The following is a 14054-nucleotide window of genomic DNA, read 5'->3' as shown; positions in this document are numbered from 1 at the left end:
AGGAAACCGGCAGAGGGGGCGCACGCGTGAGATTGTTCCGGCGGCACCGTGACCGGCGGACCGAGACGCCGCCGCGTCCGGTCGAAGAGGTCGATCTCGACTCCCTGCTCGCCCTGGTCGCGGACAATCTCGGGTACACGTGCGCCTTCGATCCCGGCGGCGGGACCCTGACGCTCACCGGCCCGCGCCGGGTCGTGGTGCGGCTCGCCGGGCTGCGCGCCGAGGCGCTCCGGAGCTCCCGCGAGGACTGGCCCATGCTCGTCTCCGAGCACCTGACCCACACCCTGGCCACGGCGGACGAGCCGTTCGACGCCTGCGAGCTGGAGCAGGTGCGCCCGATGCTGCGGACCCGCATCCAGCTCGACGACGACCTCGACCCGGCCCGCGTGGTCGGGCGCCACCTCACCGCCGACCTGGTCGAGGTGCTCACCATCGGCGACGCCGCCTCCGGGCGGCCGGTCCGCCCCGAGGAGGTCGGCTGCTGGCCGATCACCGCGGGCCAGGCGCTCGACCTCGCCCTGGACAACACCCACCGGGAGGAGCGGCTCTCGGTCACGGAGGGTGACCTCGGCGGTGTGGCGGTGCGCAGGCTGACCGGCCCCACCGAGGGCGCCGCCGCGCACCTGCGCAGGCTGGGCGACTACCTGCCGGTCCCCTCCGACGGGGTCCTCGTCGCCCTGCCCGACCCGGCGACGCTGATCGTCCACCCGGTCGAGGGCATCGGCGTGGTCCGCGCGATCGAGCGGCTGCGGCTGTTCGCCCAGCGGGAGTTCGACAGGCGTTCCGGCGCCCTCAGCCCGCAGGTCTACTGGTGGCACGGCGGCCGCCTCTCCCTGATCAGGGCCGACCTGGTCAGGCAGGACGGGCAGACCCGGCTGGTGGTCGCGCCCCCGCCGGACTTCGCCCGGGTCCTCGCCGCCCTCGCCGTCCGCCCCGACGGCGCCACCGGCGGCTGACCCGCCGCTCCCCGGGGCCTCCGGCGGGCCTTTCCCGTACGGTCCCGTGCGGTCCCGTACGGCTCGCGTACGGCTTCCCGTACGGCGGAATCGTGAGCCGTGGAGACGGCACCGGCGCGGGCGCGAGATGATGAGGACGCTCCCGCGCCCGTCCCGGCCGTCGCCGACGCTCCGGGGCCCCGACGGGTCCCGGACCGGTACCGGCGCTGCGGCCCAGGCCCCGTCCGGGCCCCGGCCGTGGCCGCCGGACGCGGGATGATGAGGCCCGATGTACGAGGAGTGGACATGGCGCAGTGGTGCCTCGGTGTCGATCTGGGGACGAGCTTCTCCGCCGGGGTGATGGCGGCGGAAGGGCGCTTCGACGTCCTGGAGGTCGAGGGGGAGCGGCGCATCCCCTCCGCCGTCATGCTGGACGAGCGGGGGACGCTCGTCGCGGGCAGGATCGCCCAGCGGGGCATCGCGATCAGCCCCGAGCGCGTCGAGCGCAACCCCAAGCGCTACGTCGGCCGGGGCCGGATGCTGCTCGGCGGCGTCCCGGTGGACGTGGCCGACGCCCTGGCGGCGCTGCTGGAGCTGTTCGTCAGCGAGGGGCGGCGGCGGTTCGACGGCGCCGACCCCGACTGCATCGCGCTGACCCACCCGGTGGCCTGGGGCGCCGACCGCAAGGCTGTGCTGCTCGCGGCGGCGCGGAAGGTCGTCAGCGGCGTGCGGATCGCGCTCATCGACGAGCCGGTGGCCTCGGCCCGCTACTTCGCGTCCGCGGGGCGGGCGACCGGCGGCGGCTCGCGACTCGCGGTCTACGACCTCGGCGGCGGCACGTTCGACGCGGCCGTGCTCACCGTGGACGGCGGCGACTTCGCGGTCGTCGGCGAGCCCGGGGGCAGCGACGAGATCGGCGGCGAGGGGTTCGACGAGCAGGTCTTCGCGTTCCTCGGCGCCCAGATCGAGCGGCTCGACGCCGACTGGTGGCTGCAGGTGACCACCAACCCCGAGCGCCGCTACGTCAGCTACGCCGCCGACCTGCTCAAGATGGCCAGGGAGGCGAAGGAGACGCTGTCGAAGTTCGACACCTCCTCCCACTACGTGGTGGGCATCAACGAGGACGTGCACATCACCAGGGCCGACCTGGAGGGCCTCATCGGCGAGGAGATCGTCAGGACCGTCGACATCCTCGACGAGACGATCCGCGGCGCGGGGGTCGGGTCGGACGAGCTGGCCGCGGTGTTCATGACCGGCGGGCCCAGCAGGATGCCGCTGGTCCAGAAGGCCGTGCGCGAGCGCTTCGGCGAGCGGGTCAGGACCTACGACGACCCGAAGATCGTGGTCGCGTACGGCGCCGCGCAGCTGGCCTGGAAGCTCAAGGTCGAGCACCGCGAGCCCGGCGCGGGACCCGCCCCCGCCACCGGCGGCCACCCGGTGCCCACCGCCCCTTCCGGCGCCCCCGCTACCGGGCAGCGGGCCTTCACCGGCGTTCCCGGCACCGGGCAGGGCCCCGGCATCGGGCAGGGCCCCGGCACCGGGCAGCGGGCCTTCACCGGACCGGCGGGCGGTGCCACCGGGGACCACCGGGTGCTCACCGGTCCCGAGGACGGCGCCACCGGCGGCCACCGGGCTCCCACCGGCCCGCCAGGGGGTCCTGGGGGCCCGGGGAGCGCTGCGGGCGCTGCGGGCGGGCCGACGGTCCAGGGGATCGAGAAGGTCGCGGACGCCGTGCTGGAGGCGCGTGCCGAGGCGGGCCGGGTCTTCGTCCACCAGGCCTTCGACAACGGCCACTTCCTGCGCAGGCTCGACGGGATCGGGGGCCGCCACGACCGGGAGCTCCGCTTCGGCAGGCTCGTGGAGTGGGCCGCGTCCGGGGAGGGCGTCGTGGCCGTGGAGCAGGTGGGGCCCGCGCAGGTGCTGGTCCGCACCCTCACCCCCGACCTGGCGATCCGCGCCACCCACCCGCTGCAGATGTGGGGCGACCCGACCGTGATCGCCCACGGCCGCGCGGCGTGGGTCTTCTTCCAGTCCCGGCAGGCCGTCCCGGTCGACACCTCGATGGGCCTGCCCTGGGGGGAGACCGGCCAGCTGGCCATGGTCGAGCTCGACTTGGCCGGGGCCTTCGCCTTCCAGGCCCCCCAGCCGCGCGAGCTGGGCCCGTACGCCCAGTGGTTCCTCAACGAGGACAACAGGCTGCGCCGGCTGCTCGACCAGGAGGCCCCCAGCGGCACCGAGCCGTCGCCCTCGGTGGGCGCGCCGGGCTGCACCGTGGTGCTCGGGCAGTTCACCAGCAACAAGCCGATGTTCCAGAACCGGCACCAGGACTTCAGGCCGTGGCAGGTGTTGTGCCTGGTCGACCCCGGCGGCGTCGTGCGCCCGACGGTGCGCGAGCCGGGGCGGAGCTGGCTGCACCAGGTGGTCCTGCACCAGGGCAGGTGGTTCACCTCCGGCTCCGCGGGGCTGGAGGCCGACACCGCGGACGGCAGGACGAGGCTGGTCATGCCGCGTCCCCGGGGCGGCGCGCTGCGCTGGTTCCCGGCGGGCGGCCAGATCTACGCGGTCGGCGTCGACCAGGTGAGCCCGGCGCGGGGCTGGTCGGTCGGGATTTTCGACCGGCGCTCGCAGACGCTGGAGTTCCTGATGGGCAAGCAGTCGGCGACGCTGGCCGGGCACCTCACCTCACGGCACCGCTGGGAGCGTCCCCGGTTCGTCGCCGACGGCGACTCGATGTGGATGACCATGCGCGACGCGGGCCGCAGCAGGCTGCTGCACGTCACCCCCGGCGGGGCGCGGGAGGTGCACCGCACGCCGGGGACGTTCGAGCCGGTGGCCAGGGTTCCCACGGGCCTGCTCTGCCTGCACCGCCCCGACGACGCGACCGGTGGCGCCCGCGACCGGCCCGCCACCCTGGTGCACCTGCCGCTCTGACCGTTCAGGGCCCTCGCCGGGGGAGCGGGGGCCGTTCACGGCTTCACAGGCCTGTCGCGCCCCTGTGCCGGCCCCCGGTTCCCCGTCGGAACGAAACCGGCGACGAGCGACGACGGGCGCACGGCCGGTCACCGCGGGCTCGTCAGCATATCCGGCCGTCACACCCGGTCAGGTCGTCACGGCGGGCACCGGACGTTCCGCGCCCAGGGCGGCGACCGCGGTGGCGAGTTCCGCGCGGAGTTCCTGACCGCGCGTGGTGAGGGTGGCGATCGCGGCGATGCGGTCCTCGCCCGACTTGCGTGCCTTGAGACGGTCGGCGGCCGAACGGGCGGAGGCGGACTTCAGCTCGGCCCGCCTGGTCTCCAGCTCCCTGCGGCGGCGTGCCAGGCTCTCGTCCGCGGTCTGCTCGACACCCACCCGCCAGGTCGCCACCATCCGCTCCAGGTCGAGCGTCATCTCCCTGGCGACCACCGAGAACTGGTCGCGCAGCGCCCCCCTGATCGCCGCCTGGCTGCGCTGCACCTTCTCCATCGAGCGGCGTCCCATGAAGATGGCCGCCCCGATGGCCGGGGCGACCAGGATGAAGCCCACCGGTCCGAGCAGGGCCGTGGCGAAGCCGCCCAGGGACAGCCCGATCGAGGCCGAGGGCAGCACGTCCCGGATCAGGTCCACACTGCCCGGGTCGTCCGCGGCCATGTCGCCCTTGACCTGGACCTGCGTCAGGCTGGGCATCGCGCGGCCGTCGGTGGCGAGGTCGACCGGGTCGAGGCCGAGGTCGCGGGCGAAGGCGTCCAGCGTGGTCCTGGCCAGCTTCTCCACGTCGTACACGATCTGCGACCACGCCGCCTCCAGGGAGCGCTGCACGCTCTCCGGCAGCTCCGCCATGTACTGGTCGATCTGGGCCTGCTTCTTCAGCGTGGCGATCGTGTTCTCGTACGGCTGGCGGATCTCCGACACCCGCGCCGCGACGATGCCCGCCACCTCGCGCCCGAGGAAGGTGTTGGCCACCGCGCCCGCCCTGCGGCGCCCCGCCAGCTCGGTGAGCTCCGCCAGGCCGGCGTCCACCTCGGCGAGCCGGGCGGTGACGTCGCCCTCGTCGTCGGAGCCCACGGCGACGTCGTCCTTCGCGCCGGTCGCGAGCGAGCCCAGCACCGACAGCGCGGCGGCGACCACCGTGGCGCCCCGCGCGGAGTCCCTGCCCTCGGCGAAGCCGCGCAGGTGCCGCTCCAGCGCGTCCATGCCGCTGCGCGCCCGCAGGGTGTCGGCGCGTTCCGTACGCCCCTCGCGCCGCTTGGCCTCGGCGGCCTCGGCGAGCTTGGCGCTCACCGGGATCCACGGCGCCTCCAGGAGCGGGGCCAGCGTCGCCGCCCTGCCGGGACTCGCCGCGATCGCCTCGGTGACGAAGGTCCTCAGGCGGGCCTTGTTCTCCTCCTGCAGGGCGCGCCAGTTGGCCGAGTCCTCCACCTTCGTCAGGACGAACGCGATCGCCTGCACCCGTTCGGCGGCCTCGGCGAGGAACTCCAGCTCGTGCCTGAGCACCGGCTGGTCCTGCGCGCTGAGCGTGAACAGCAGCGCGTCGGCCCGCTGCAGCATGGCGACCGTCACCTGCCGGTGGCCCACCGTCAGGCTGTCCACGCCGGGGGTGTCGAGCAGCCGCAGGCCGTCGAGCAGCGGGTTGTCGAGGGTGATGTCCACGCTGACGACGTCGCGGCGCTTGCCCGCGTCGCCGCGCATCGAGGCGTAGTCGGGGATCGACTCGACGGTGATCGGCGTCTGGACCGGTCCCGCGTCGGTGCTACGGTGCACGACGGCGGCGAGCCGGGGGCCGCGCCGCAGCGACAGGAAGCAGTTGGTGGCGACGTCGGCGTCGACGGGGAGCAGGTCGGGGTGGGCCACCAGCGTGTTGAGCAGCCGGCTCTTGCCGCGCTTCTGCGCCCCGGCGACGACGATGTCGGTGCACTCGTCCTTCCAGCGGCCCGCGCACGCGGCCAGCACCTCCGCGAGGTCCTTCCTGCCGCACTGCCCGGCCAGCGCGTGGACCTCGTTGGCGTAGCGCAGCAGCCTGGCCACGGGGCCGGTCGGGTCGGGGGTCGTCATGTTCCTTTTCTCCTGTCGGGGATGGTTCGGAGGCGCGAAAAGGGTCAGGAGCCGTCGCCGTAGTGCGCCCAGATGGTCTCGTACGCCTCGCACAGGGTCTCGGCCGCCCGCCGCTGCCGCAGGGAGAGCGGCCGGTGGGTGAGGGTGCGGAACCGGGCGCCCAGGGCGGCGGCGTAGCCCGCGACCTCGGCGCGCGGGGCCCCGGGCGGCGCCCCGAGCTGGGTGGCCAGCTCGGCGCCCGCGAGCAGGAGCTCCAGCGCCCGCCGGTCGTCGGCGGGGACCATGGGGGAGGCCCGCAGCGCCTCGATCGCGGCGGGGTCCACCCGGACCGGGGGGAGCGCCTCGCCGCCCCCGGCACTCGCTGAGGGCCCCCGCTCGCCCTGGGCGGTCCCGTGCGCCGCCTCCTCCAGCGCCACCTCGTCCAGCGCGGCGGAGACGAGGTCCTCCAGGACGGTCAGCACGTCCCTGGCCCGGTGCCCGCCGGTCCTGCCCTCGCTCATCATGGCGAGGGTGCGCCAGCGCATCGACGCCGCCGTGGCCGCGGCGGCGACCTCCGCGGGCGTGGCCCCCGGGGGCAGGCCGAGCTGCTCGGCGGGCTCGTCGTGGCGGGCCAGGCGCAGCAGCTCCGCGGTCATCTCCTCGTTCAGCACGAGCGTGCCGCGGCCGAGCGCCTCGGCGGCCGTGAAGATCCGCAGGCCGCCCAGGGTGGTCGCGATCGGCCGGTTCTCGTCGAGCTGGGCCGCGAGCGCGTCCAGGGTGGCGCGGTCGGCGCCCAGCGCGGGCGTGCGGGCGATCGCGCGCAGCCGGGTCAGCGCGTCGAGCGCCTTCAGCTGGTCGGCGCGGCGGGCGAAGTGGGCGATGCCCGCGGCCACCGAGCCGGTCGCGGCCCGGCCCGCCGAGGCGTAGCCGGAACGCTCCAGCAGGTGGGCGGCGAGCGCCCCGGGGTCGGCGGTCCCGGTCGCGCGCACCGCCTCCACCGCGCTGGTGATGCCGTAGCGGTGCAGCCGCTCCACCAGCCGGTGCCGCACCTCGGCGGGTACGGGCAGCTCGGGCGCGGTGCGGAAGTCGTCCAGGTCCAGGAGGTAGTCCTCCAGGTCGTCCTCGTCGAGCCCGGCCAGCGCCGCCAGGGCCGCCGCGTCCCCGGCGTCCAGCGGGCGGGCCCGCGCGGTCTCGGCGAGCAGGCCGATCACCGGGACCACGTCGAAGACGGAGGTGCGCAGGTCCGCGTACCCCTTGGCGGCGAGCCGCCTGGCGGTCGGCCACGGGTCGCCCTCGTCGCCGCGCCGGTCGACCTGGCCGAGCACGGCGAGGGTGTTGACGCAGCTCATGCCGCAGGCGTCGGTCAGCCCGCGGAACTCGGCGAGGGTGGTGTCGTCGAACTTCTGGACGTAGCGCAGCACGTAGATCATCGCCTGCGCGCGGTCGTCCTCGTCGCCCGAGCCGAACAGCATGCTCCTGGCCGCGCGCTCGTTGGCGACCGTCACCGTGTTCATGCCGGGGGTGTCGACGATGGTGATCGTGCGCAGCGACGGCAGGTCCAGCGTGACCCGCAGGCGCCGGATCCTGGCCACGTCGACGCCGAACTCGGCGGGGAGCCGGTGTCCCGGCAGCAGCCGGGAGTGGACCGCCCCGCCGTCGGTGAGCTCGGCCGTGATGTGGCCGTCGTCCTCGCCGTACTCGTACTGGGTGACCACGAAGGTGCACTCGCCCGCGTCCACCGGGGCGACGGGGAGCCCGAGCAGCGCGTTGACCAGCGTCGACTTGCCGCTGCTCACCGCGCCCGCCACCGCGACCCGCAGCGGCGCGTCGAGCCCGGCGCGCACCTGCCGCACCCGCTCGCGCAGCTCCGCGCCGGAGAGCCTGGCCGCGATGGTGTCGCACAGGCCGCGCAGCAGGTCGGCGGGCCCGGCGTTCACGCGTCACCGTCCCGGCCGCCCGGGGTGTTCTCTGGGGCGGGCACGCGGGTCCGGCCGTCCGGCGGAGGCGTCTGAGCGGGCATGTCCGGGATCTCCTCCTCGGTGGGTACGGGAGTTCGGTGAAAGCGGGGAGGAAGGCGTCTCAGTGCCCGGTGCCCGGGGCCGGTGATCCGTGGCGGTAGACGACGACCAGGGGCACGCGGATCACGCGGTCGCCGTCGGCGTACCCCCGCCTGACGGTCTCGGCGACGATGTCGTGCAGCTCGGGGCGCCCGGCCGTCTCGGTGCCGGACGCCTCGTGCAGGCGCGGGTCGAAGCGCTCGCCGTCGGCGACGAGCTCCCGGACGCCCGCCCGGTTCAGCGCCTCCAGCAGCGTCCCGGCCAGCCGGGGGTGGCGCTCGGCGAGCTGGTCGCGGTAGCCGACGCAGGCCGCCACCAGGGCCTCGCGCCCCGGGTGGCCCCCGGCGAGGAGCCGTTCCACCTGCTGTGTGAGCGCGGCGCTGATCCCGCTCCCCGCGACCTCCGCCAGCGCCCCGGCCAGCGGGTCCGCCGACAGGTCGGCCGACGGATCGGCCGGTGGATCCGCAGGCGGGACGGACGGCGGGACGGGCGAGGGGGCGGGCGGGGGGACGGAGGGTGGAGCGGCGTGGCCCGCGCCGGGCCGCCCGGGGGCCGGTGCCGGTTCCGGTGCCGCCCCGCCCGAGGGGAACGGCGGCATCAGGGTCGGTGCGGGAGCCGCCTGCCAGGTGCCGGGCAGGGGCGCCCGGGGCGCCCGGGACGCGGCGCGGCGGCCGCGGTGCCACAGGTACAGACCCGCGGCCACCACGGCCACCGCGACCAGGACGCCCGCCACCGTGAGCACCAGGGGCAGGGAGAGGGACCCGAAAGGTGTTCCCACCGTGACGGACCCCGCCTCCCCCGGACGCAGGGAGCGCACGCCGCCGTCCCGCAGCGGTTCCGGCGGCGCGCCGGCCGTCTCCCCTCCGAATCCGGGCACCGCGCCGCAGCCGGCCAGCGCCGGCCAGGCCAGAAGCAGGGAAAGGAACGCGCGTCGGTCCCTCATCGCAGGCCTTCCTCGTCGGCCGCCCGTGTGACCCGGATCCGGGTCCCCCCTCGGTGAGATCACACGGGCTCGTGCCGGTCTCGCTGGTTCGAACGGTTCAGACGGTCGAGACGGTCGATACGGCTAGACGGTCGGGAACGGGCCCGAGGTCTCGGTGTAGTCGGCGACCCCGTCGCCGTTCAGGTCGACCCGCGTCTCGTCGATGTAGCCGTCGCCGTCGTGGTCGAGGTAGACGACGTCGGTGACGCCGTCGCCGTCGGTGTCGTAGCGCTCCTCGTCGGCGAGGCCGTCGCCGTCGATGTCGATCAGCTGGGCGTCGGTGCCTCCGTCGCCGTCGTAGTCGACCAGGTCAGTGGTGCTCACATCGAAATCGCTCATTGGTCCGATCCTTTCCGGTGGTGTTACATCGGATGAGAGTCACGATCGCACCGGATTGTTGCAGCCGAATCCCAGATTTCTTAGCGAATTTCGGAAAAGTCATCTGCCTCTCATGACTTGTCCGTATCAAAAGGGATAAATGACCACAGAAGTCCCCAGGGGGGCCGTCTCAGCTGAGCGCGCGGGCGGTGTGGATCAGCGGAACGTGGCTGAACGCCTGCGGGAAGTTGCCGACCATCCGGCCGTAGCGGGGGTCGTACTCCTCGGCGAGCAGGCCGACGTCGTTGCGGAGCGACAGCAGGCGCTCGAACAGCTCGACGGCCTCGTCCTTGCGGCCGATCATCGCCAGCGCCTCGGCGAGCCAGAAGCTGCACGCCAGGAACGCGCCCTCGCCGCCGGGCAGGCCGTCCACGTCGTTGTCGGGGGAGACCGGGTAGCGCAGCACGAAGCCCTCGACCATCAGCTCGCGCTGGATCGCCTCCACCGTCCCGACCACGCGGGGGTCCTCCGGCGGCAGGAAGCCGACGATCGGGATCAGCAGCAGGGCCGCGTCGAGCTCCTGCGAGCCGTACGACTGGGTGAAGGTGCCGCGCACCGGGTCGAAGCCCTTGTCGCAGATCTCGGCGTGGATGCGGTCGCGCAGGTCCCGCCAGCGCTCCAGCGGGGCGGCCTTGCCGAAGGCCTCCACCTGCTTGACGGCCCGGTCGACGGCGACCCAGCACATCACCTTGGAGTGGACGAAGTGCCGGCGCGGGCCGCGGACCTCCCACAGGCCCTCGTCGGGGTCGCCCCAGTGCGCCTCGACGTAGGAGATCAGCTCGAACTGCAGGGTCCAGGCGCGGTGGTCGGCCTCCAGGCCGGAGACGCGGGACAGGTGCAGGGAGTTCATGACCTCGCCGTAGACGTCCAGCTGGAGCTGGTCGACCGCGCCGTTGCCGATCCTGACGGGCCGGGAGTTCTCGTAGCCGGGCAGCCAGTCGAGCTCCAGCTCCGTCAGCCTGCGCTCCCCGGCGACGCCGTACATGATCTGCAGGTCCTGGGCGCGGCCCGCGATGGCCCGCAGCAGCCAGGACCGCCACGCGCCCGCCTCCTCCAGGTATCCGGCGCCGATCAGGGCGTCCAGGGTCATGGTGGCGTCGCGCAGCCAGCAGTAGCGGTAGTCCCAGTTGCGGACGCCGCCGAGGTCCTCGGGCAGCGAGGTGGTCGGGGCGGCGACGATGCCGCCAGTGGGGGCGTATGTGAGCGCCTTTAGGGTGATGAGCGAGCGGACCACGGCGTCGCGCCAGGGCCCCTGGTAGGTGCACTGCTCCACCCACTCGGCCCACAGCGCCTCGGTCTCGGCCAGCTGCTCGTACGGGTCGATCTCGACGGGCTTGGGCTCGTGCGAGGGGTGCCAGGTGAAGACGAACGCCAGGCTGTCGCCCTCGGACACCTCGAACTTCGCCCGGTGGGCGTAGTCGCTGCCCTCCAGCGTGACGGGGGAGTGCAGCCACACGGAGTCGGGCCCGCCGACGGCCTGCAGCAGGCCGTCGCTGCGGCGCACCCAGGGCACGATGCGGCCGTAGTCGAAGCGGATGCGGATCTCGGTGGCCATCTCCACCGTGCCGGACACGCCCTCCACGACCCTCACCAGGTCGGGGTTGGTGTGCCGGGTGGGCATGAAGTCGGTCACCCTGACCGTGCCGGTCGGGGTGTCCCACTCGCTCTCCAGGACGAGGGTCTCGCCCCGGTAGCGGCGCCGGGTGGCGTGCGGACGCTCGGCGTGCGCGGGGCCGATCCACCACTGGCCGTTCTTCTTGTCGCCGAGCAGCGCCCCGAAGCAGGAGGGCGAGTCGAAACGCGGCAGGCAGAGCCAGTCGATGGAGCCGTTACGGCCGACCAGGGCCGCCGACTGCATGTCGCCGATGAGAGCGTAGTCCTCGATCCACATGCCTTGAAGCTAACGCCTCCGCGAGATCCACGGTGGCCTCCGGAGGAACTGGGCGCCCGGCGTCGTCCTGGGCATGAAGAACTGGCTCAGCGGCCCGATCGCGAGGGCGAACACCAGCGTCCCCACCCCCACGGTCCCGCCGAGCAGCCAGCCCGCGGCCAGCACGGTGACCTCGATGACGGTGCGCGCCGCGCGGATGGACAGGCCGAGCCGGTTCAGGCCGGTCATCAGGCCGTCGCGCGGCCCGGGGCCGAGCCCCGCGCCGATGTACAGGCCGGTCGCCGCGGCGGTGACCACGACGCCGATCAGGAGGTACGCCCAGCGCGCGGCGAGGGCGTCCGGGGTCGGGAGGAGCCACATCGCCGCGTCGGCGAACAGCCCGAGGAAGACGACGTTGCTGAGGGTGCCCACCCCCGGCCGCTGCCGCAGCGGGATCCACAGCAGCATGACCAGGGCGCCCACGATGATGATCCAGGTGCCGATCGACAGGCCCATGTGGATGGAGAGCCCCTGGTGGAACACGTCCCAGGGGCTGCCGCCCAGCCGCGACTCGATCTGCAGGGCGACGCCGACGCCGTAGAGGGCGAGACCCGCGTACAGGCGGGTGAGCCGGTTGGGGAGGGAGACGAGGGCGGGCAGGGAGAGTTCGCTCATAATGGTGCCAATCGTGCAGGCCATAATGCCGGACCAAAAGGGCCAATCACGAGAAGTGGCCTTACGATGGCCGCCATGGACCGGTATCTGAGCGGCCCCCAGCTCGCCCGCCTCCTGTCGATCGACCCCGCCGCCAGGCCGTACTACCGGGTCCTGGCCAGGACCGTGCGGTCGCTCGTCCTGGACGGGCGGCTGCCCGTGCGGGTGCGGGTGCCCGCCGAGCGCAACCTCGCCGAGGCCCTGGGCGTGAGCCGCACCACCGTGACCTCGGCCTACGACCTGCTCCGCGAGCAGGGATACCTGGAGAGCAGGCAGGGCGCGGGAAGCTGGACCGCGCTGCCCGACGCGGGCTCGCTGGGCACCGACAACCCGTGGCTCGCGGCCGGGGACGACGGGCTGCTGCCGATGCACGCCGCGGCGCCGAGCGCGATCTCCACGCTGCCCGGGGCGATCACCGCCGCCACCGGCCGCTACCCCCGCTACACGCTCGGCACGGGCTACGACCCGGTCGGGATCGCCCCGCTGCGCCAGGCGATCGCGGCCCGCTACACCGCGCGCGGGCTGGCCACTCGCCCCGAGCAGATCATCGTCACCACCGGCGCCCAGCAGGCCATCCACCTGGTGGCGATGATGCTGCTCTCCCGGGGCGACCCGATGCTGCTGGAGTCGCCCACCTACCCGCACGCCCTGGACCTGGCCAGGCTGCGCGGCGCCAGGATCGTCCCGGTCGGCGTCCCCGACGGGGGCTGGCGCGAGCCGGACCTGCTGACCAGCGCGATGCGGCAGTCGGCCGCCCGTCTCGCGTACGTCATCCCCGACTTCCAGAACCCGACCGGGCACCTGATGGACGACGCGTCGCGGGCGGCCCTCGCCGCCGCGGCGAGGCGGTACGACACCACGCTGGTGGTCGACGAGAGCTGGTGCGAGCTGGCGATCGACGAGGGCGCCGCGGCCACGCCGCTGGCCGCGTTCGACACCGACGGCAGGGTGATCACCATCGGCTCGGCGTCCAAGCTGTGGTGGGGCGGGCTGCGCATCGGCTGGATCCGCACCGGCGCCGCCACCGTCCGCCGCCTCGCCGTGCTCCGCTCCTCCGTGGACGTGGCCAGCCCGCTCTTCGAGCAGCTGGTGGTGGCCGAGCTGTTCGAGGACATCGAGGGGGCCAGGAGCGAGCGGGCCCGCCTCCTCGGCGCCTCCCGGGACGTCCTGGCGGCCGAGCTGGCGGCGCGCATGCCCGACTGGAGCTTCCTGACGCCCCCGGGCGGCGGCTCGCTCTGGATCCGGCTGTCCGGCCCCTCGGCCGTCGCGCTCGCCGACGCGGCGGCCTGCCAGGGGGTCCGCCTGGCCCCCGGGCCGTGGTTCGGGATGGACGGCACCCTGGAGGGGCGGCTCCGCCTCCCCTTCACCCAGCCGCCCCGGGTCCTCGCCGAGGCCGTGCGGCGCATCGCCGAGGCCAGGCTGAGGGGCGCGTACGGCGTCCGCCCCGCCGCGTCCCTCACCCCGGCCCTGTGAAGATCGAGGTTCAGTCGGAGGGGACGCCCCTGGCCAGCGGGGCCCGCAGCCGCAGCCGCACGGCCGCCATCCGCAGCCCGAAGGCGAGGAGCGCGGCGGCCACCGTGGCCGGCCAGCCGTGCAGGCCGAGGGTGTAGAGCAGCGCCATCAGCGCCGAGCCGAGCATGGCGGGCACCGCGTACAGCTGGCGGTCGTACAGCAGGGTGGGGATCTGCCCGGCGAGGACGTCGCGCAGGATGCCGCCGCCGACCGCGGTGGTGACCCCGAGCAGGGCCGCGTGCAGCGGGGTGAGGCCGAAGTACATCGCCTTCTCGGTGCCGACCGCGCAGAACAGGCCGAGCCCCGCGGCGTCGAACACGTTCACCGCGGGCATCACCCGCTCGACCTGCGGATGCCAGAAGAACACGATCGCGGTGGCCAGCACCGGCACGACCACGTAGCCGACGCTGGAGAAGGCCGCGGGCCGCACGTTCAGGATCAGGTCGCGCGCGATCCCGCCGCCCAGCGCGGTCATCTCGGCCAGCACGGTCATGCCCACCACGTCGAGCCGCCTGCGCACCCCGACGAGGGCACCGGAGAGGGCGAAGACGAAGATCCCGACGAGATCGAGCACATTGTTCACTGATAAATCATCCCAT

General features: G+C 74.2%; 10 protein-coding genes. 3 read left to right on the top strand and 7 right to left on the bottom strand.

Annotated elements, in window-relative coordinates:
* Positions 1-26: 26 nt before the first annotated feature.
* Together ABT053_RS06630 and ABT053_RS06625 are read left to right on the top strand one after the other, a co-directional pair.
* Entirely contained in the window at positions 27-956 is a 930-nt protein-coding gene (locus ABT053_RS06630) for a hypothetical protein (protein ID WP_350967876.1), read from the top strand.
* A 285-nt stretch (positions 957-1241) separates the two neighbouring features.
* A complete protein-coding gene (locus tag ABT053_RS06625) occupies positions 1242-3866 on the top strand; it encodes an Hsp70 family protein (RefSeq protein ID WP_350967875.1) in 2625 nt (874 codons plus the stop codon).
* Between the two features lie 168 nt (positions 3867-4034).
* Here ABT053_RS06625 and ABT053_RS06620 read toward each other — a convergent pair whose 3' ends face one another.
* The 6 genes from ABT053_RS06620 to yczE all read right to left on the bottom strand — a co-directional run bounded on the left by ABT053_RS06620 (position 4035) and on the right by yczE (position 11904).
* Entirely contained in the window at positions 4035-5963 is a 1929-nt protein-coding gene (locus tag ABT053_RS06620) for a dynamin family protein (RefSeq protein WP_350967874.1), read from the bottom strand.
* 44 nt (positions 5964-6007) lie between these two features.
* Positions 6008-7879, bottom strand: coding sequence for a dynamin family protein (locus ABT053_RS06615; RefSeq protein ID WP_350967873.1), 1872 nt, complete (start codon positions 7877-7879; stop codon positions 6008-6010).
* A 142-nt stretch (positions 7880-8021) separates the two neighbouring features.
* On the bottom strand, positions 8022-8942 hold the full coding sequence (locus ABT053_RS06610) for a nucleotide exchange factor GrpE (RefSeq protein WP_350967872.1): 921 nt from the start codon (positions 8940-8942) through the stop codon (positions 8022-8024).
* 123 nt (positions 8943-9065) lie between these two features.
* Positions 9066-9320, bottom strand: a complete 255-nt coding sequence (locus ABT053_RS06605) for a hypothetical protein (protein ID WP_350967871.1) — start codon at positions 9318-9320, stop codon at positions 9066-9068.
* A gap of 169 nt (positions 9321-9489) precedes the next feature.
* Positions 9490-11250 (bottom strand): glycoside hydrolase family 15 protein, encoded by a 1761-nt coding sequence (locus ABT053_RS06600; protein WP_350967870.1) that lies wholly within the window; start codon positions 11248-11250, stop codon positions 9490-9492.
* Between the two features lie 9 nt (positions 11251-11259).
* Positions 11260-11904: a membrane protein YczE gene (gene yczE, locus ABT053_RS06595; RefSeq protein WP_350967869.1), complete on the bottom strand. Its 645-nt coding sequence runs from the start codon at positions 11902-11904 to the stop codon at positions 11260-11262.
* 75 nt (positions 11905-11979) lie between these two features.
* On the opposite strand from yczE, the gene yczR reads away from it, so the two are divergent.
* Entirely contained in the window at positions 11980-13416 is a 1437-nt protein-coding gene (yczR, locus tag ABT053_RS06590) for a MocR-like transcription factor YczR (RefSeq protein WP_350967868.1), read from the top strand.
* A gap of 10 nt (positions 13417-13426) precedes the next feature.
* Here the strand turns inward: yczR and ABT053_RS06585 are convergent, their stop codons facing one another.
* Positions 13427-14038, bottom strand: a complete 612-nt coding sequence (locus tag ABT053_RS06585) for a trimeric intracellular cation channel family protein (protein WP_350967867.1) — start codon at positions 14036-14038, stop codon at positions 13427-13429.
* Between the last annotated feature and the right edge of the window lie 16 nt (positions 14039-14054).

This window comes from Streptosporangium sp. NPDC002524, from assembly GCF_040295985.1.
GTDB lineage: Bacteria > Actinomycetota > Actinomycetes > Streptosporangiales > Streptosporangiaceae > Streptosporangium.
The sequence above is the reverse complement of the archived record's forward strand: the minus strand, read 5'-3'. Positions and strand labels throughout refer to the sequence as shown.

Coding starts and splice junctions, on each gene's coding strand:
- ABT053_RS06620 (WP_350967874.1), bottom strand. CDS start 5,963: ATGACGACCCCCGACCCGACCGGCCCCGTGGCCAGGCTGCTGCGCTAC.
- ABT053_RS06600 (WP_350967870.1), bottom strand. CDS start 11,250: ATGTGGATCGAGGACTACGCTCTCATCGGCGACATGCAGTCGGCGGCC.
- ABT053_RS06610 (WP_350967872.1), bottom strand. CDS start 8,942: ATGAGGGACCGACGCGCGTTCCTTTCCCTGCTTCTGGCCTGGCCGGCG.
- ABT053_RS06605 (WP_350967871.1), bottom strand. CDS start 9,320: ATGAGCGATTTCGATGTGAGCACCACTGACCTGGTCGACTACGACGGC.
- yczE (WP_350967869.1), bottom strand. CDS start 11,904: ATGAGCGAACTCTCCCTGCCCGCCCTCGTCTCCCTCCCCAACCGGCTC.
- yczR (WP_350967868.1), top strand. CDS start 11,980: ATGGACCGGTATCTGAGCGGCCCCCAGCTCGCCCGCCTCCTGTCGATC.
- ABT053_RS06625 (WP_350967875.1), top strand. CDS start 1,242: ATGGCGCAGTGGTGCCTCGGTGTCGATCTGGGGACGAGCTTCTCCGCC.